This is a genomic window from Streptomyces sp. Je 1-369 (assembly GCF_026810505.1).
Taxonomy (GTDB): domain Bacteria; phylum Actinomycetota; class Actinomycetes; order Streptomycetales; family Streptomycetaceae; genus Streptomyces.
Window position 1 is genome coordinate 6,669,307 of sequence record NZ_CP101750.1, and the last position, 18,456, is coordinate 6,687,762.

An 18,456-nucleotide genomic window follows, 5' to 3' on the forward strand; every position below is an offset into this window, starting at 1 on the left:
TTCCTCGGCTCTTCGGGCTGGCACCGCACGGCTGTGGAGCTGTGATCTTCTTCGAGCCTACTGGCCCCTACTGACAGTCGGGCTTGTCGCGGGGCAGCAGCACCTCGCGGGCCCGTGCGTGGAGCCCGGTCAGCCGCCCTGTCCGCTCGTCGAGTTGGAAGACGAACGCCTTGGCCTGGTCGGCGAAGGCGGCGGCGGGCTTGCTCAGGCCCGATCGGGCGATGACCATCAGCCGTTTGGGCACGTCGTCCCCGGCTGCTGCGGCCTCACCGTTGAGTGCCTTCAGAGCAGGCGCGGAGAGGTCCTTCTCCGGACGGTGCAAGACGATGTGGAAGTGCTCCGAGCGGAGGGGGTCCTCGGCGTCGCCCTCGTGGACGTCGGTGAAGCCGAAGGTGCCGAGCTGACCGAGCACGGTCAGGAAGAGGTCCTGGTAACCGAGGCCGTCGGCACTCTCGTCCCGGACGTCTCCCACGTCCTCGATCTCCCAGGCACGGGGGCCGTCTCCGATCAGCTCGGCCAGGTCCTCGACGGACAGGGCTGCCCGGGACACCCCGGGCACGGGAGAGAGGGGACGCCCGAGAGACCCATTGAGGTCGATACGGGTCCAGAGGTCGACCTCGGGGCACCAGAGGTCGACCATCCAGCCGAGGCGCGGCTTGAGGGAGATGCGTACTTCGTGGCCGTCGACTGCGGCGTCGACGTGTGGGGCGGGGTGGCTGGGAGAGACGAGCTCGGGGGCGTAGTAGGGGCCGCGCAGGCTGTACCTGTTTCCTGCGGTCACTCGACGGACTACTACTCCCTGTGCGTCCAGCAGGTCCGCCAGTTCGGTCAGGTCCGAGTGCTCGTTTTCGTGCCAGCGCCAGGGGGACGGGACGGGCGTGCCGGTGAGATGCGCAGTCACATGGGCGTGCACCGCGTCGACGAGCGCTTCCTCCCTGGTTTCCAGCGGCAATACCGAAGTGTCGGCCGCCAGGTCGGGGCCGGTGAGGCCCCACATGATGGTGTACGGGAAACGCACGTGCGAGAGCAGTACGCCACGCTTCCCGTCCAGGTCCACCTTCAGATAGAGCGGTGCCGTCTCGGCGACTTCGATGCGATGCGCGATCTCCGGATGGCGCTCGGCCAAGGCCTGCCCCAAGCCTTGGAAGCGCATGTACGTGCCGAAAGCGGCGAGCATGTCACCGGGCGGGAAGGGCAACGGACACGCTCCAAGACAGGGGGCAGGTGGTGGACGGTAGGCGTGGGGGAGTTGAGGAAGCTTACGCCGGGTGATCATGCCGGGCAACGGACTCGTCGGCCTGCTGGCCGGAAATGCACCCTGCCGCTTCCGGCGTGAGAACGATCTTGGCCCAGACGCTCTTGCCGCTGGGCGGGTAGGGCTCGGTGCCCCATCGGTCGGCCAGCGCGGCGACCAGATAGAGACCGAGGCCGGATTCCTGGGGTGTCTCCGGTTTGCCTGTGGGGAGCGGGAGTTGGTCTCCCCGGGCATCGGTGACCTCGATCCGGAGGGTACGGACCGTCGTGTCCAGCGTGAGGGCCAGCCGAAAGTCGCGGCCCTGTATGCGACCGTGCAGCACCGCGTTGGCGGCGAGTTCGGCGACGATCTGCTCCGCCCGTTCCGTCACGCTCGGTGGTACCGGCCAGGTGCGGAGCTGCTCGGTGGCGAGCAGGCGGGCGAGGCGAGCGCCGCGTCGGGTGGAGGACAGCAGCTGGGTGAAGGCGTGCTGGCTGGCCGGGAGTTGGGGTGTGCTCGTGTTCATGGGGCCACCGTGGCGGGCGTGCGGGGCCCGGTGCCAGGATTTCGCTCCGTACGCTGCGTCAGCGTACGGGGGCGCGGGGTAGACGGTACGCGGAGTCGACCGTCACCCTGGGTGAGTTCGATCGAGGAGCAGCGCAGCGGTACGCGAACGCACCTGGAGGTGGCCGCGCATGACGACGACCCACGACGCGGATGAGCCGGTGGACGACGGCAGTTGGGGGAGCGGGGAACGGGAACCCGATCCGTCGGACAGTCTGCGGACCTTCGGGGCCGTCGTCCAGGCCCTGCGGGAACACGCCGGGCTGGGGAGAGCGGAGTTCGGCGAGCGTATCCGCTTTTCCAAACACACGGTGGAATCGGTGGAGTTGGGGCGGCGGATGACGGACGAGGCGTTCGTGGAGCGGGCGGAGGGGGAAACGGGGAACACGGGGGCGTTGCGGAAGGCGGCTGTCCACCTGACACGCGGGGAGCCGGGGTTGGCGGCTTGGTTCCGGAGGTGGGCGCAGTTGGAGAAGGTGGCGGTGAGCCTGTGCACGTATGAGTGCCGACTGGTGCCGGGGTTGTTGCAGTCGGAGGGGTATGCGCGAGCTGCTTTCGATAACAGCATTCCGCTGCTGACGGACGAGCAGGCGGAGGCGCAGGTCACCGCACGCCTTGACCGCCAGAAGATGCTTCGGACGCGCCCAAGCGTGCCCTTCAGCTTCATCGTGGAGGAATCGCTGTTCCGTCGCAGGCTGGGCGGAGTGGCGGTGACGCGGGGGTTGCTCGACCAAGTACTGGAGGTCACAGCTCCGCGCAATGTAACGCTCCAACTCATGCCCATGGAAGCCGAGTTCCATGCATGCCTGGACGGGCCTGTGCGACTGCTGGAAACTCCGGAGGGCCGACGGCTCGCGTACTCCGAGGGGCAGCAGAACGGGCGCCTGATTGCCGACCCGAAAGAGGTGAGCCTCCTCCAACAGCGCTATGACACACTGCGCTCGCAGGCCCTGAACCCCAAAGACTCGCGGGGTCTGCTGGAGCGACTGCGAGGAGAGCTATGAGTACGACGGAACTCGCCTGGTTCAAGTCCAGCTACAGCGGAACGCAGGGAGACGACTGCGTGGAGGTCGCGGTCACCGAACAGGCCATCCACGTGCGGGACTCCAAGGACCTGGCACGCCCAGCCTTTGCGGTGGGACATGGCGGTTGGTCCCCGTTCGTGCGGTACCTGGCCGAAGGCTGAGCTGCGCAAGGTGCGTGCCCGCCGCAGGGGTCTGCGGCGGGCACGACGTGTTTACGGGGCCGAGTGGCGGGGGCCCTGGCCGGGCGGTGGGGAGAGCGGGGACGTGTAGGTCTCGCCGTCCACGAGGGGGTTCTCCATGGTGAGGCCGCCCTTGGCCATGCGCTCGTACTCGGTCAGGACGAGGCGTTTGGTGCGGTACTCGCCGTACTTGGCGATTTCGTTGTTCTTGAGACCGCCGGAAGCCGACTGGAAGGTCTCCAGGATGTAGTTGGTGTCGTCGGCAGAGATCCCGTACAGATGGAAGAAGTAGGCGTCCAGCTCGGCGCGGAGCTGTGCGCGGCGAGCTTCGTCCCAGCGGAACGGTTGGCCTTCGTCGTCCAGGTCTCGGGCGAGGGGGGTCATGTCGTATGCCGTGTAGACGAGTTCGAGGACGCGGGGGAGGAGAAAAGGAATGTGGGGTTCGAGGGCCGTGGGAGTGGGGACAGGGAGTTGCTTCCACGTGTAGAGCTTCAAGTGGGCGCCATTGACCTTTTGCCGACAAACGAAGTCGAACACCAACGAGGATTGGGCAGCCAATAGACATGTGGTGCGCCGGGCATCCGTTCCAGGGAGCATGAGCGGAAATGTCTCTACTACTGCCGTGCGCGGGAGGATGGCCGGAATGGCAGTGCGTTCATTTGTGGAGGCGGTGACATCACACCAACCGCAAAGCCAACCTCGGTCCCATTGCATCTCATCGAGTCGAGACTGAACTCCGTTAACCTTGGCTTCCCTATTATTGCGTCTCGTTGCAATCTGGCCGTCCTCTTGAATCCAATTGAGCGGCATGGCGAGGCGGTCGGGTCGCTGTAGTTCAGTGGCTGGCAAATAGCTCGGTTGATTCTGGCGGCTGACGGCCGTCTCGCTTTTGATGACATCGGCAGCGCGATGGTTGTAGAAATCGACCATCTTCGCTTCGTACAACGGAAGCATGCGATCCTGGTTGCGAACGAATGTGTTTCCTTCCAGACCCCACCCTTCACGCTCCAATTCCTCCTGTTTGCGGAACAGGTCTGAATCATCGGTTGTGTGAAAGAAGGTTGCTTTGAACCTCATGCGCCATGGGTTGCTACCATCAGGCCCTTCGCTGAGGAGCACCGGAAGACGTTTGTAGATGGCCGTAGTTAGGTCTGCGTCACGGCGAGTGCGAAATACGGGGAGGGTTCCAGTATTAGGATTGAGGAGGGTGAGTTCTTCGGGGCTGAGAGCGAAGACACGGTTGGGATCATCGAGTTCGGTGATGTCGGAGAGAAAGAACCCAAACAGGCCAGCTGATTCGCGAAGCTCGCGCCCGGTGAGAGAGAGCAGGCAGAACTTGTAGCTGGAGTGCACGCTCTCGAACCACTTGCCGCCCTTGGGAAGGGCCGGACTTTTGGGGCGCTTGTTCTCGAAGTCGTACAGCGAGACCAGCGCCCCCCGCCGGGTGAAGTCGGCGAACAGATGCTGGGAGCCAGCCCCGGTGGCGATCGCAGTCGGCAGGATCAGACCGAAACGGCCCTCGGGCGCGGCGACAGTGGCCATACGCTCGGCGAACAGGGTGTCTGTCTGGATCATGGTGATGCCCTTGACTGTCAACCCCTTCGCGCACAGCGGGAACGCAGCTGAGTCACCTGCGAAGTGGAAGGTACCCTTCACCGTACGGCGGGCCTCCCGGTATCGGGCGCCCGCGTCGGGATTTTCGGCCTCCCACTCAACGATCTTCGTGCGCCGCGTAACACCGGAGATTTCGGCAATCTCCGGGCTGACCACGCTGAAGTACTTCTTGTCCTCAAAATCTACCTTGTCCCATGGCGGATTCCCCACCACACACGAAAAGCCTCCGGCCCACCCTGTAGCCGCGTCCACCGCCTCCGCGCCGATGGCAGCTTTCTCCGGAACGCCAAAGACCTCAGGGAACTCCAAGTACCAGTGAAAGAAGCGGTACTGCTCCCGCTGTCGAATGATCTCGTCATGCGTGGACCGAGATACCCCATCCTCCGGGTCCTCAAGTTCCCGGAATACGTCATACGTAATCGGGGGCGGCGCATCCTCACTCTTCACCCAAGTGAAAGCCGCACACCACGCATCCGCCAGATGCAGAGCCCTCAAGTAGGTCGACGAAGTCGACCAGTCCCTGTAAGCGGCCTCCTGTCGGCGCACCTCCGCGAGCGTGTCAGAAGGAGCCGTGGTGATCCGCCGCAGCCCCTGCGCGAAGGCTGTGTTGGAAACCCGCGATTCCGTCTCCGTGCTGAACAGGCCGACATTGCCCTTCCGCTGCAATTCATTACGCAGCATCAGCTTGCGCGCAAAGGCTTCGTCGTCCCCCTCCGTCTTTTTGAACGCCTTGTCGGGAATCCCCTTGGCCATCAGCGCCGGCGTAGCCCCGATCAGTCCGTTCCCCAGCTTGATGTGCGCATCCAGGAACCCCATCGGCATCCCCGGCTCCATCGTCTCCAACCACAGCGAGAACTTGGCCAGTTCCACCGCCATCGGGTTGAGGTCCACTCCGTAGATGCACCGCGGCGCCACCTCGTGCAGCGCGTGCCGCACTGCCTCCAAGGTCGGCTCCGGGTTCCGCTCCCGTACCGCAGCAACCCGCTTCGCGATCCGACGCGCAGCCGCCACCAAGAAGTGACCGGACCCACAAGCCGGGTCGCACACGGTCAGCGCGAGGAGTTCCTCGACGATCAAGTCAGCAGCGGCAGCCTCAGAAGCGCCCCGCTCATCCGCCCTCTCCTGGCCCCGGTCGACCGCAGCCTGAATCACCGGGTCCAGCGTCGAATCGAGCACCGTCTCGATCAGTGCCGCCGGAGTGTAGTAACTCCCCGTCTTCTTGCGGTCGTTGCCCGGCCGGTCCACCAGCTCGAAGGACCGCTCGGACGCGCTGTGACGGGGCACCAACTCCAACAGTGCCTCGTACACCGAGCCCAACTCCTCGGCCCCCATGTGTAGATAGTCCACCGGCCGCCAGCGCGACGAGCCCTCGTCCCGTACCCGTGCCAGATGCCGTACGGCCTCCAGGAAGGGTCGGTTCGCCAACTGAGCACCATGCAGCGGCTTGTCCGCGTCCGTGTCGTTGAACAAGCCGCCCAGGCCGGGCAGCCCCATATCGGGTCGCCCCTCTTCGTCGCCCAGCGCGGTGAGGATCTGCTGGAGCTCCAGGTACTTGTCGAAGTGGGCCGTGCCCTGCCGCCGCAGGGCCTGGTCACGCAGCCGGGCCGTGGAGAAGTACTTGTTGTAGTTGTCGCGGGCCTCCTCGGACGCATCCCGCGCGAACAGCGTGCCCCGGTCCTCCGCCACGAACAGGAAGATCATGCGGTACGCGAGCCGCAGCAGTGCCGTTTGCAGCGCGACGGGGTCCAGATCCTGCCGCAGTGCCGTGTTCTGCGGGTGCCGCAGGAATCCCGTGCCCAGCACGGTCAGCGCCCTCTGCACGCCGTCCCGGAAGTGGTCCAGCGCACGCGTGCCCGACTCGATGGCCGTCGTACGCCAGGTCTCCAGCCAGCACGTCGACGGCGGAGCGCCCTCCGCGACCTCGAACCGCGACGAATGCAGCAGCCGGTACAGCAGGATGAACTCGTTGAAGAGCTCGCCGTCGAAGATCGCTTCCAGGTCGAACTCGACGTACGACGCCGTGGCCAGCGCACTGGAGTCGCGCAGTAGCCGCACCTGGCGGCCGTTGGTCAGCATCCCCCACAGGTGCGCCTCGGTCCGGTTCAGGCACTCCTGGAGCATGGATTGCGGGGGCACCGCTCCCGCGCCCCCGGCCTTCTTGTCCAGGCCCGCATCCCACGCCACCTGATGGATGAGTGTGTGGCGTCTGTGGTGGGAGACCAGGAACTTCTTCTTCTCGTCGGAATCCGCCGGGATTCCGCCCGCCCCCACCGGGTCCAACGCACCGAAGCCCAGCTCGCGCCAGAGCGGGGCCAACCACTCGGTGGCAGCGAGTCCCGTCGGGTCGGCGGTGGGACGGCCCGTGTCCTTGTTCTCGGGCAGGCGCTTGCGCAGTTCGCGCCAGAGCGGCTTCAGGTACTCCCAGCTCCGCTCCGCCTCGGCGTGCACGGAACGGGACGACGGCATACCGTAGTCGGCGGGCTTCGAGCCCGGTACGTCCTTGTTCTCGGAGATACGTACCAGCATGTCGGCCGGCAGCAGTGCGCCCACCGTCTGGACCGACGAGAACACCAGGTTGCGGGTGGTGGCGGACATCAGGCGGACACTCCAGTCGCGGCGGCCGGGGCGGCAGGCAGGTAGACGTAGGCACCGAGGATGTCGGCGGGCTTCTGGACGACGACCGACAGACCGCGCACGATCTCGTCGGACGCCTTGCGCACCCGGCGGTGCGACTCGCGGAGGTCGGCGGCCAGCTCATCGCCATACTTGCCCAAATAGTCCTCGACTTCGGTCAGTTGGGAAAGGATGCGGGACATCGTCCGCTCGCCGAAGTGCCGTTCGGTGTTTTCGGTGGCGCTCGCGTCCAGGAGCTCCAGAGACCGCTCGGGCGTCAGCCACACGGCGTTCTTGGGAGAGCCCTCGAAGGCGACGAGCCGGGCGTCCTCCGCCACCAACTGCTTCTCACCACTGCGCGAGGGCAGCGTGAGGTGGAAGCGGTAGCGGACCAGGAGGAGGGTGGTGCGGGTGGTCACGGCGTCCGTGGTGACCACGCCGCAGCGGCGGGCCGGCCGGGCGCCGTCCGCCTGGGGGTCCAGCGCCGCGTTCAGAACGTGCGAAGCGAGCGCGCCCACGACGGGGTCGGTACGTACGAGAGCCGCCTCGCCGCGTGCCACCGCCGGGTCCGCCCGGAACGGGATCGGGAGGTCCTTCTCGATCACCTCCGAGCCGACCACCGGCGCGAGCGCGTCCCGTAGACCCATCGGCGTACCGCCCACCTGAGCGGTGAAGTCCTCGCCGCCCTCCCGCAGCAGCGCCCCGAGGGCGCGCAGTGACTCCCGTGCGAACGTGTCCACCTCGCCCGTGCTGCCCAGCGCCGCTCGGACGGCGGTGACCTCGCGGGCCACCTCCTCCGGGTGGATGGAGCGCTGTGCGAAGCGGGAGCGCGACGCCTTCTCGCGTTCGGCGGCCGAGTTCCAGTCGCTGTCCAGCTGTGCCGTGTTCACCTTGAACGCGTCCGCGCTGAACAACGTGTCTTGTTCCTCCCTGCCGCGCATCAGCAGCCACTCGACGATCGCGTCCGTGACGCCCGTCGACAGTTCGTCCGGCACCGAGACGGAGATGCCGAGGTCCTTCTTGATCTGGCGGTGCTTCTTGATGAGGACTTCGAGGACCTTGCCGTCGATGCCGTTGTCGTCGCCGTACAGGGTGATGACGCGGACCTCGTCCCGGCGCTGGCCGTACCGGTCGACGCGGCCCTCGCGCTGGTCGTGGCGGGTCGGGTTCCACGCGAGGTCGTAGTGGACGACGGAGTCGAAGTGCTGCTGGAGGTTGACGCCCTCGGAGAGGCAGTCGGTGGCGATCAGGACCCGGCGCGCGGCGGCGTCCTCGCCTGCCTCCGCAGCCAGCTCCTCGATGCGCTCGATGCGCTGCTGCGGGGAGATGGTGCCGGTGACCGCTTTCACCACGGTCTTCGCGCCCAGCGCCCCGCGAATGCCTTTCTCCTTGTCTCCGCCCAGCTGCTCGGCCAGGTACTCGGCCGTCGGGATGAAGCGGCAGAAGACGATCGGGTTGTGGCCGTCCGCGAGCAACCCCTTGAGGTGCTTGATCAGCGCCTTGAGCTTGAGGTCCTGGGTCGGGCCCTCCAACTCCTTCGCGCGTTCGGCCAGTTCCGCGAGACGGGAGTCCTGACCTTCCTCACCGATCTCCGCACCCGGCGCGACGTCCCCGCCCTCCATCGTGTCGCCGTCCGGGGAGTCGCTGGTGCCCTGTGCGCCCAGATCGTCGGCCTCCTTCACGGACGCCGCCACCGCCGTCGCCGAACGTGTGACCAGCGTCTGAGCGGCGGCCCGAGGGGACGACACCAGAGAGCGCAGCATCGCGATCGCCGACCACCAGGCGATGCGGGCCTTCCGCTTGTCCTCGGTGCCCGCCTGCTCCACGCGCTCACCCGCGTAGGCGATGGCGTCGTCCAGCAGGGCCCGGTAGGCAGGGGAGAGCTTGTACGTCTCGTCCTTGAAGTAGCGGTCCGACGGGAACGCCGTCCGCTCCGCCAGCGAATCGTCGCTCAGCCCGTCCTCCTTGGTGAGGTACTGGCGTACGTCGGCCCGCTTGCGCGCCACGAAGTGCTGCGCGAGGAGCTTTCTCCCCGCCTCGGATTCCAGGTTCACCTGTGCCAGCTCCGGCTTCACCAGGCCGAGCAGGTTGCGGAACGCGGACTCCTTGCCGCTGTGCGGCGTCGCCGTCACCAGAACCAGGTGCCGTGTCTCGTCCTTGGCGACCGAGCGCAGCAACTGGTACCGCAACTGGCTCTGCGCGCTCGACGTCACGTCGTCCGCGGTCACACACGTGTGCGCCTCGTCGACGATCACCAGGTCGGGGCAGTTCCGTACGAAGTCGTCCCGGTGACGCGGCGACTTGATGAAGTCCGTCGAGATGATCACGACCGGGTGCTTGTCGAAGAGGGACTGGCCCAGATCCAGTCCACGCTCCAGTCGTGAAACCGTCGAGGACAGCACCAGCTCCGCGTCAATGCCGAACTTGCTGCGCAGCTCCTGCTGCCACTGTTCGGCCAGCGCGGGGGAGCACAGCACCGCGAGCCCCGTCGCCTCGCCCTGCGCCAGGAGCTCGCTCGCGACGAGACCGGCCTCGATCGTCTTGCCGATGCCGACGTCGTCCGAGATCAGCATCCGGACGGTCTTCTGCCGCAGCGCCATCAGGAGGGGTACGAGCTGGTACGCACGCGGCTCCACCGCGATGCCGGCCAGCGACCGGAAGGGGCCCGCGCCGGACCGGAACCCGATCCGCAGCGCCGTACGCAGCAGACCGGCGGCGCGCTGATCACCCAGGTCGCTCGGCTCGGGCGGCGCGAAACGCGCTTCCTCCACCTTCTCGAATGCGGGGAAGACCGCGGCGACGTCGTCGTCCGAGCCTCCCAGCGGGCGCAGGACGAGCAGGTCGGGCTTGCTCTCGGGGAGAACCACCCATTCGCGGCCACGGGAGCGCACCAGCGAGCCCGCGGAGTATGTGTGAGCCATGTGCGTCGTCAAGTCCTCTGGAAGAAAGGTTAGTTGGCGGCGGGGGTGCCGAAGTACCGGGGGTGCTTCGCGGCGATGGCGTCCCAGTCCTCGCCGTGCGGGAAGCGGATGACGTCCCACCGGGCGTCGTAGAGACGCTCCACAGCATCGTCGTCCCGGGAGGCGTCCGCTTCCGTATCCGCCAGGTCCACGAAAACGGCCAGCTGCACGCCCGGCATCCGGTACACGAAGTCCGGAGCGGCGTTCGCCTCGGTGAGGAAGGAACCGGGCTCGTCGGGCAGCCGCAGCCCGCGTGCCTTCGCCCAGCCAAGGAAGTCGCCCCGCTCCATCAGCTCGGCGACGGACGCCTCAAGGGGGGTGGACTCGGTGGGCCCGGATACGGCCGGAGCCTGCTTCAGCAGCCGCCGGTACTGCTCCGAACGCGACTCCCCACGCCCCTCGCGGCGGGTGACCGCTGACGCCAGCCGCACCAGCAGATGGCTCACCGTGTGCCGGTTGATCAGCGCGTGGTTGAGCTGGTTGCCGTACGTCAGCAGACACTCGTAGCAGCCCAGCGCGCACGGCCGTTCAGGGTGCGGGCCACCCATGTCACTGCCGTCGGGTGCGAAGTGGCAGATTTCCAGGGCGCGTTGGGCCGCCTTCGCGACGGCTCCCGCCTCGGCCTGGAGTCGTCGCAGTACGCCCGCGCCGCCCTCCGCGGCCTCCATGAAGAGGATGCGGTTGCGCGGGCCGTTGTCCGGCGGCAGCAGCTCGCTGGACAGCTCCACGTCCTCCAGCTCGAACGCGGCCTCGATGCCCCGCTCCAGCGCGTACATCAGGGTCAGTGCGATCGGCTCCGGCAGCGCCTCGTCCAGGGTGACCACGAGGATGTTGCGGCGGTCCTCCACGTACGGGATGACGCGCTTCTTGCGGCGCCCCTCGTTGCCGTCCTTGTCGATGCGCGGCAGCTCGCTGGAATCGCCCGAAGCTTCGGCGGCGTCCTTGTCGTTCATCCACCGGCCGTCGGCGAGATCCAGCCAGTAGCCCGCCGGTTCCTCCTTCTTGGTGCGTACCCGGCCGGTGTTGGTGATCCGGACCTCGGCCGAGTCGCCGTACGCGAGAGTGGCGAGCGGCGCGCCTGACGCATCGCTGACCGCGGCATCGAGGCGGCCCTTGCGCAACGGCCCGTGGTCGCGGAAGCGGTAGGACGTCTCCAGCTTGAACCCGGCCCTGCGTCGCTCCTCCTCGTCGGAGGAGATCCGCTCCCGGCGCGTGGTGTACACGGTGTGCAGATGCAGCAGGCCGTACGTCGCCGCGCCGAGCCGCTCGTCGCACATCAGGCAGCGGTCGTCGCGTTCCTTGGGGTCGTGGTGGTAACCGCAGTGACCGCAGCGGGTGGCCTCACTGGTCGCCAGCTCGCCCGAGGAGTCCGGCGGAAGCTGAATGCGGGTGACCTGGTAGCGGGCACCCTCGTGATAGATGAGCGCGCCGGGTCCGAACTCGCGGATGGCGAGGAAGCGGGGCCGCTGGAGGTAGTCCCCGTCACCGCGTCGGCGGCCGACCGTGGGAATGTACGCGGCCAACGGCAGCCGGGGGAAGCTGTAGCCGGGCAGGAAGCCCTCCGATGCCAGGTAGCGGTACGGGTTGAAGTCGGAGAGAACCGACTTGTTGTCGGCGCTCTCGTTCATCAGCAGGTTGAGCTGCGTCTCGGCCTCCCGACGGCGGGAGTTGGCCCGGCGTCGGTCGGTCTCGGTGAGGCTGTAGTCCAGCCGCCGCTTGTTCTGGATGTACTGGTCGTCGAGCGCAGCTCGGAAGAGCTGGCGCCAGCGGTCGAAGGCCTCGTCGAACCGGATCGGAACGGTGCGCACCCGGTCCTGGATCCAGTCGTCGTGCCACCAGGTGGTCTCGGCGAAGTCGGGCAGTAGGGGGCCGAGCACCCGCAGGGCTGCCGCCACCGTCCGACGCTGTGCGGCCTCGTCGAGCGAGGCCTGGTGGATGTCCGGCAGCAGCTCCAGGGCGGGGGAGGGCCGCTCGCCGGTGTCGGGGTACGACACGTCGAGGACATCGGGGATGGACCGGCCGAGCTTCAGACCGGCCTCCGCGATCCAGATGCCCTGGAGGTGGGAGAGGACGAGGTCCTCGTTGGCGAGGTCGAGCCGCGGAGGCGCGACCACGCCCGCGACCATGCGCTCGGACCGGCGGAAGTAGTACTGGTCATGGCTGTTGCCCGTGGAGCAGTACGTCGTGACGAGGGCGGGCTGGCCGCTGCGGCCGGCGCGGCCCGAGCGCTGTGCGTAATTGGCCGGTGTGGGCGGTACGTTGCGCATCATCACTGCGTTCAGCGACGAGATGTCGACGCCCAGCTCCATCGTCGGCGAGCAGTACAGCAGCTTCAACTCCGCCTTGCGGAACGCGCCTTCGCGCTTCTCGCGCTCCTCCGGGGGGACCTGCGCCGTGTGCTCACGCGCGAACAGGCCGGACAGCGTGCCCGCCGCCTCCCGGTAAAGATCGCGGAAGAACGTGTTGACGCGTGGCCCGTCACCGCTCTGGTACGTGCGGGTCAGCGGGTCATGTGTGCCCGTCTCTCCCTTGCCCGCCCGCCAGATGAGCGACTGGGCGGCGACCCGGTAGCCGGTCGGGGCGGGATCGGTGGACCGGTGGAAGCGCCCCGCGCGCTGGGGAGCCTCCGTCGCCTCCTTCACCAGGCCCGCCTTGGCCAGGACCTTCAGCAACTGCTCGATGACCAGCTGGAGATCGGCCGGGTCCATACGGAAGGACTTGTCCGTCCGCCGCAGGTACTTGCCGAACTTGCCGCGCGCCGAAAGGAACAGGCTCGCGCGGTCCATGCCCGGACGGGACGGGTGCGGGTAGGCGATGCCCACCTTGGGCTTGTCCGCGGCGGACAACACCCACGGGTCGATCAGGCGCTCTTCGCTTGCCCGCTGCAACGCGTCGAAGTCGTCGCGGAAGTACGACACGTCGACGGCGAGCGAGCGGCGCATCTCGTCCAGCACCGCCTTCATGATCTCGGCCCGCAGCGCCGGGTCGGCGTCCCGCAGCGCCGGGTGCGTCTGCTCCCACCGGTCCTGCTTGTTGGCGACCCAGCCCAGATCCTCGTAATCGATCGCCAGCAGACCCGTCTGCTCCAGGTTTGGCATGGTGATGCGCCAGCCGCGCTCCAGGTCGAGATAGAGCCGGAAGGCGATCACGTCGCGGAGGGTCTTGGCGGCGTTGCGGGCCAGGGAGGGCGGCAGGTCGTCGTCACCGGCGTAGTCGGCCGGGGTGATGGCCAGCGCGTTGGTCACCGAAGAGGCAAGATCCTCGTGCCGTACGCCCTCGTCCCCGGCGCCGACCGCCGCCCGGTACAGCGCACCGCGCAACTGTGTGATCTGCACGAAGTCGTTGAAGTGGCCCGCCTGGAGCGAGGCGTCCTGCCGGTTGTCGACGAAGGTCAGGAGTTTGCGGGCCTCCTTGCTCAGCGCCTCCTCGGGCACCGACTTCAAGGAGCGCACCACCGAGGCGGAAATCAGTGAGGTCGCGGAGGACCGGCCCTCCTGGTCCAGCGTCGCCAGCTTCGCGAAGTCCCGGCCGCGGGTCTGCTCGTACGTCACCCCGCAGTGCAGGCAGAACAGGAAGGGCGAGGGGATGAACGCCGCCTTGAGCTCACCGCGCCCCTCGTGGCCGAGCGGATCGACGGTGACGGCCCGCGGTACCCGCTCGCGGTAGGTCTTCTTCACCGTCTCCTGGCCCTGGCCGTCCAGCTCCAGCCAGGATTCGGGAAGCCTGCGGTCGTCCACCGCGTACTGGACGCTGGAGGGCCACTCGCGCTCATGGTCCACATACAGATAACCGTCTCCCTGACGGCCACCCGTCGCGGACGTGTCGCGGCGCGCCTCGTAACGCACCTCGCCGTCCTTCTCCGTACGCCAGACCGTCAGATACTCCTGGCCGCACTCCCGGCAGAACGCCAGAGGCATGAGCAACTTGCCTCCGCTGCCCGGCTGTTCGATCTGGTACGAGCGGGTGAGGTGACGGGATCGCTTGTCCTCAAGGGTCACGTACACCGTGTCACCCTTGGAGAGGAACTGGTGCAGTCGGAAAGCGAACAGTGGGCGGTCGGTCACCGGATGGCGGGCCTGCGACCCGGCTTCCAGGGTGGCGCGGATCGCGTCGGCACACGTCTCCTTGTCGACCCCCGACTGCTCGTGCAGTTCCGCGGCCGCGACCTCGATCTGCGCGGGCTGCCTGCGTACCAGAGCCCCTGTGTCCTCGTCCGTGGCCAGACCGAAGCGCGTTTCGATCCAGCGGGCCAAGGGGTCGCGGACCAGATCGTCGTACGCGCGAGGAGCGGCAGGGGAAGCCAGGCGCTCGGCCGGCACCGAGTCCGGTGACGGGCCGGTGGCGCGTACCAGGGTCTCCCCGATGATGTGCTGCGGACGCACCTGCGTCCCGAACAGCAGGCTCGCCACCTGGGCGACGACCTTCTTCTGATCCTCGGCGGTGCCCTCGGTCGACATGGTCGCCGACGTACCGATGCACTGGAGCTGCTCGGAGCCGCAGGCTTCCCGTACCCGGCGGATCAGCAGCGCAACGTCGGCGCCCTGACGGCCCCGGTAGGTGTGGAGCTCGTCGAAGACGAGGAACTCCAGGCCATGGGCCATCTTGATGAGGCTGGCCCGGTCGGTGGGCCGGGTCAGCATCAGCTCCAGCATCACGTAGTTGGTGAGGAGGATGTCCGGCGGGTTGTCGCGGATCTCCTTGCGCTTCTCGTCGTCCTCCTGTCCCGTGTATCGGGCGAAGGTGACGGGCTCTCGGCCCTCGCCGTAACCGTCCCGCAGGAACTTCTTCAGTTCCCCGAGCTGGCTGTTGGCCAGGGCGTTCATGGGATACACGATGATGGCGCGCACCCGCTTCTCGGCCCGAGGACCTTCGGCTTCGCTTTCGCGCAGCACCTTGTCGACGATGGGAACGATGTAGGAGAGCGACTTTCCGGAGCCGGTACCGGTGGTCAGGACGTACGAATCACCGGACTTCGCGGCGTCGATCGCCTCGCGCTGGTGCTGGTGCAGCAGAAGGGGNCGGCCGTTGCAGACGGTGCCGCCCTCGGTCTTGCCTGCCTGGAAGATGCGGGCGCACTCCGGGTGCAGCACGCCCTGGGTGGTCAGCTCGGCGACCGTGCCGCCGCCCTTGAAGAAGGGGTTCAGGGAAAGCCAGGGGTCGGGCCACTGCGACTTCTGGTTGAGGTCCTCCTCGACGAAGGCGCTGACCCGGTCGTCGCGGACGACCGTGCCGCCCTGGGTGAAAGACCGGTAGTCCTTGATGAGCGTGCGGTGGACGCCGAACACGTCCATGGCGGTCCCGGACGCTGTTACCGGGGCGGGCGTGGGCTGTGGCTGGGTGGGCGGGGCTGTTTCGGGCTTCTGGTGCGGGGTGCGCAGGGGCCGGGTCGGGTCCAGGGCGCTCCAGTGCGGGAGGTGCGTGGCGTCGTCAGTCACCAGCGGCAGCAGTGCGCCGCGGACCGCCACCGCGTCGGCGGGGCGGTCAGCGGGGTTCTTGGCGAGCAGCCGGTCCACCAACCGGGCCAGCTCGACGGGGACGTCGCCGCGGATCGCGGCGACGGGGGTCGGGGGCTCGTCGACGTGTTTGCGTGCCAGCTCGAACGGAGACTCGCTGGTGAAGGGCGGAACACCGATGAGCATTTCGAAGAGCACACAGCCGAGGGCGTACAGGTCCGCGGCCTGGGTCACCTGCTTGGCCTCGAACTGCTCGGGAGCCATGTAGCGTGCGGTGCCCACGCTCACCCCGGAGCTGGTCAGCCTGGCCTCGTCGGGGTCGTCGACGATCCGGCCCATGCCGAAGTCAAGGATCTTGACCGTGCCGCCCTGGACGAGCATCACGTTGGCGGGCTTCAGGTCGCGGTGCACGACGTCCGAGGCATGCGCGGCGGCGAGGCCGGACGCGATCTGGGCGCCGATCGCGGCGGCCCAGGAGACGGGCAGGGTTTCCTCTTCGGCGATGAGGTCGCGCAGCGTCTCGCCGTCGAGGTACTCCATCGCGAGGAACGGCATGCCGGTGTCGTCGGTGACGCCTCCGGCGATGAGTCTGGTGAGGTTGGGGTCGCTGAGGCGGCGCATCATGCGTACCTCGCGCGCGAAGCGCTCCACTGCCTTGGGGTCGCAAGCGGTGTCGATCTGCGCACCCGTGCGGCTGCGTAGGATCGTCTTGACGGCGACGGTGCGATCGGAGCTGCCCTCCGGTCCCTGGAGGTCTTCGGCTCGGTGTACCTCGCCCATGCTGCCCTTGCCGATGACGTGCCCGACGCGGAATCTGCCATCGATCAGACCGTGGCTCACTGCCGCTTCTCCATCCTGCTCCGCTGCCCCTCGGAGGGCACTCCGGCCTGCTTGAACTGTTGCGCTTTTCATCGTGTCAGAACGGGGGATGGGATCTGTCTGCCGTGCGCAAGTAACACTCACTCACAATACCTGCGTGTTAACTGAGTCAATGCGGAACTGAAAATCCGATATGTGCGACATGTCCGCGATGTCTTGATCACACGCAATGGCCGGAGGTTAGTTGCTCGGCAGAGCGGGTTCGTGGCGGTGAGCAGCATGGCCCCTGTCGCCTTTGTGTACGCAGTAGGGGCGCGGAGGCGGCGTCGGTGTTCTTGGGGTGCCGCTGGACAAGGCGGCCTATGACCATGGTCGAAGCACCCGAACTCGGCGTAGAAGCAGATGCCTCCGCTGGTCAGGTACAGGGATGTGCTCGCCCCGGCGGCGTCGCCGAGTCGTTCAACGCAACCCGCAGCACCGGAGGCCCTGCAGGGCCTCCGGACGTGGGACGCCGAGCGCGAACCCACCCGGGCCTCTTCCGCTGGCTGCGCCGATAGAACACCGCCCGGCGCCACTCCTGCTTTGGTCACCGCAGCTAGATCGCCTGCGAGTAAGCGCTCCAAGCAACCTCAACTCCGCCGACCGAAGCCCCATAACTGTGTTCAAGATCAGGAGTTGAGGCCCTTTGTGTCTGGAACGCGTGGGGGCGGACGACGCAAGCAGATTTGGGCGTGACGGTTTTCCCTCCGAGTAGGAAGCAGGCGGGCTCTTGGGCGTGACGCTCATTCGACGCTCTGGGTTCCTGCCCCCATGGTGGTGAGGCGAGGAATGGCCTCTGACCAGGGGCTTTATATGAGCGGCCCAGGGTGACACCTTTCCGATGACGCATCATGTTGAGTGCGTGGTGATCTTGGAGCCTGTTGAGAAGGGGCGCTGACCTACCGTCATGAGCGGCACGGTCTTTGGCGGCCCGGATGGCGGATCGGCCTCGGAGTCTTTGGGCGAGTTCGGTGCCCGCCGGTTGTCAGTGTCGTGTGACATCCTCCCCTCCCATGATCGTGGTCAATGGGATTCGTCGAGTGCGCGGTGCTCGCGCGCGACGCCGGACGGACAGGCAACTAACTGATCTGCGTACGGCACTCGATCGCCTCGGATACGACTGGTGGCCGATACCCCTTGGCTTTCGCGTAGCCCTGCGCAAACACGATGCCGCAGGGTGGGGATGGTTCATCAACCTGCAAGCTTTCGTGCTGCTTGCGTGGCTGTTCTTGAGCTTTGAGGCAGTGGCCAACTGGAAGGGAGAGCTCCTCCATGGTCGAGCCACCCTGGCCTTCTATGCCGGAGAGATGGTTCTGGTCGTTGTCGCCGGCCTGACGATGGGCTCGGCACGTGCGACACGACGCAATCGTCTGGCCTGGCTCTGTGCCTGTGCGATCGAGAGTTGCGCTGAAGCGCACAAGCGAGGTGGAGAGCGTCGGAGGGCGGCCTTGATCGAAGCGTCAGCGACCCTCCGGAGGTTGGAGGGCGAGGTACTAGCGGCGTATCGCAGGTGTGGGTCGGTGTCGTGCTTCTCTCCTCCGAACGCGGAGCTGCGCCGCCATGCGGGGAAGGTTGTGGCCAAACTCCGCCTGGTTGAAGCGCAGGTGCATGGCAACCATCCGCAGCAGGCGTTGGAGGAGTTGGCGGGGCTCGTCGCAACGATCGCAGAGCAATACACGAGCAACAGGGTCGGAACCCTACTGCCAGTCGAGTCGGTAGCGGGCCTCGTACCCGTGCGCGACCGTGAGCCGATACTCGTGGGCGTGACCGTCGTGATGGTCGCTGGGGGTGCCGTTGCAGTCTCCTTGCTGAATCTGCCCGATGTGGCTTCAGGGGCTGTGATCGTCGCGGTGGCGATATTGGTGCTGCTCATCCTGTTCGGGCGGCATTGGCACCGGTACCTCCCGGTTGCCGATATGTTCAAACCTGGGCCGTGATCCGCACTGTCGTCGCCGC

8 protein-coding genes are annotated in these 18,456 nt (G+C 67.1%); 3 read left to right on the forward strand and 5 right to left on the reverse strand.

Annotated features, from left to right (window positions below; genetic code table 11):
- Positions 1–67: 67 nt before the first annotated feature.
- Positions 68–1,198, reverse strand: coding sequence for a hypothetical protein (locus NOO62_RS30105; RefSeq protein ID WP_268773933.1), 1,131 nt, complete (start codon positions 1,196–1,198; stop codon positions 68–70).
- A gap of 61 nt (positions 1,199–1,259) precedes the next feature.
- Positions 1,260–1,760, reverse strand: a complete 501-nt coding sequence (locus NOO62_RS30110; protein ID WP_268773934.1) for an ATP-binding protein — start codon at positions 1,758–1,760, stop codon at positions 1,260–1,262.
- A gap of 169 nt (positions 1,761–1,929) precedes the next feature.
- Here NOO62_RS30110 and NOO62_RS30115 point away from each other — a divergent pair, with 169 nt between their 5' ends.
- On the forward strand, positions 1,930–2,802 hold the full coding sequence (locus tag NOO62_RS30115; protein WP_268773935.1) for a helix-turn-helix domain-containing protein: 873 nt from the start codon (positions 1,930–1,932) through the stop codon (positions 2,800–2,802).
- The gene (locus NOO62_RS30120) at positions 2,799–2,984 is read left to right on the forward strand and encodes a DUF397 domain-containing protein (RefSeq protein ID WP_268773936.1); all 186 of its coding nucleotides are present in this window, start codon (positions 2,799–2,801) and stop codon (positions 2,982–2,984) included. The genes NOO62_RS30115 and NOO62_RS30120 overlap by 4 nt, the downstream gene beginning before the upstream one ends.
- A 51-nt stretch (positions 2,985–3,035) precedes the next feature.
- On the opposite strand, the gene NOO62_RS30125 is transcribed toward NOO62_RS30120, so the two are convergent.
- Genes NOO62_RS30125 through NOO62_RS30135 form a run of 3 tightly spaced genes read right to left on the reverse strand, consistent with a single transcriptional unit; the run spans position 3,036 to position 16,482 of the window.
- Positions 3,036–7,211, reverse strand: coding sequence for an Eco57I restriction-modification methylase domain-containing protein (locus tag NOO62_RS30125; RefSeq protein ID WP_268773937.1), 4,176 nt, complete (start codon positions 7,209–7,211; stop codon positions 3,036–3,038).
- Positions 7,211–10,150 carry a DEAD/DEAH box helicase gene (locus NOO62_RS30130; RefSeq protein WP_268773938.1) on the reverse strand — a complete coding sequence of 980 codons (2,940 nt, stop codon included), beginning with the start codon at positions 10,148–10,150 and terminating at the stop codon, positions 7,211–7,213. Before NOO62_RS30130 ends, NOO62_RS30125 begins: the two co-directional genes overlap by 1 nt.
- A 29-nt stretch (positions 10,151–10,179) precedes the next feature.
- Positions 10,180–16,482, reverse strand: coding sequence for a protein kinase domain-containing protein (locus NOO62_RS30135; protein ID WP_268773939.1), 6,303 nt, complete (start codon positions 16,480–16,482; stop codon positions 10,180–10,182).
- A 1,031-nt stretch (positions 16,483–17,513) separates the two neighbouring features.
- On the opposite strand from NOO62_RS30135, the gene NOO62_RS30140 reads away from it, so the two are divergent.
- The gene (locus NOO62_RS30140) at positions 17,514–18,437 is read left to right on the forward strand and encodes a hypothetical protein (protein WP_268773940.1); all 924 of its coding nucleotides are present in this window, start codon (positions 17,514–17,516) and stop codon (positions 18,435–18,437) included.
- Positions 18,438–18,456 lie beyond the last annotated feature (19 nt).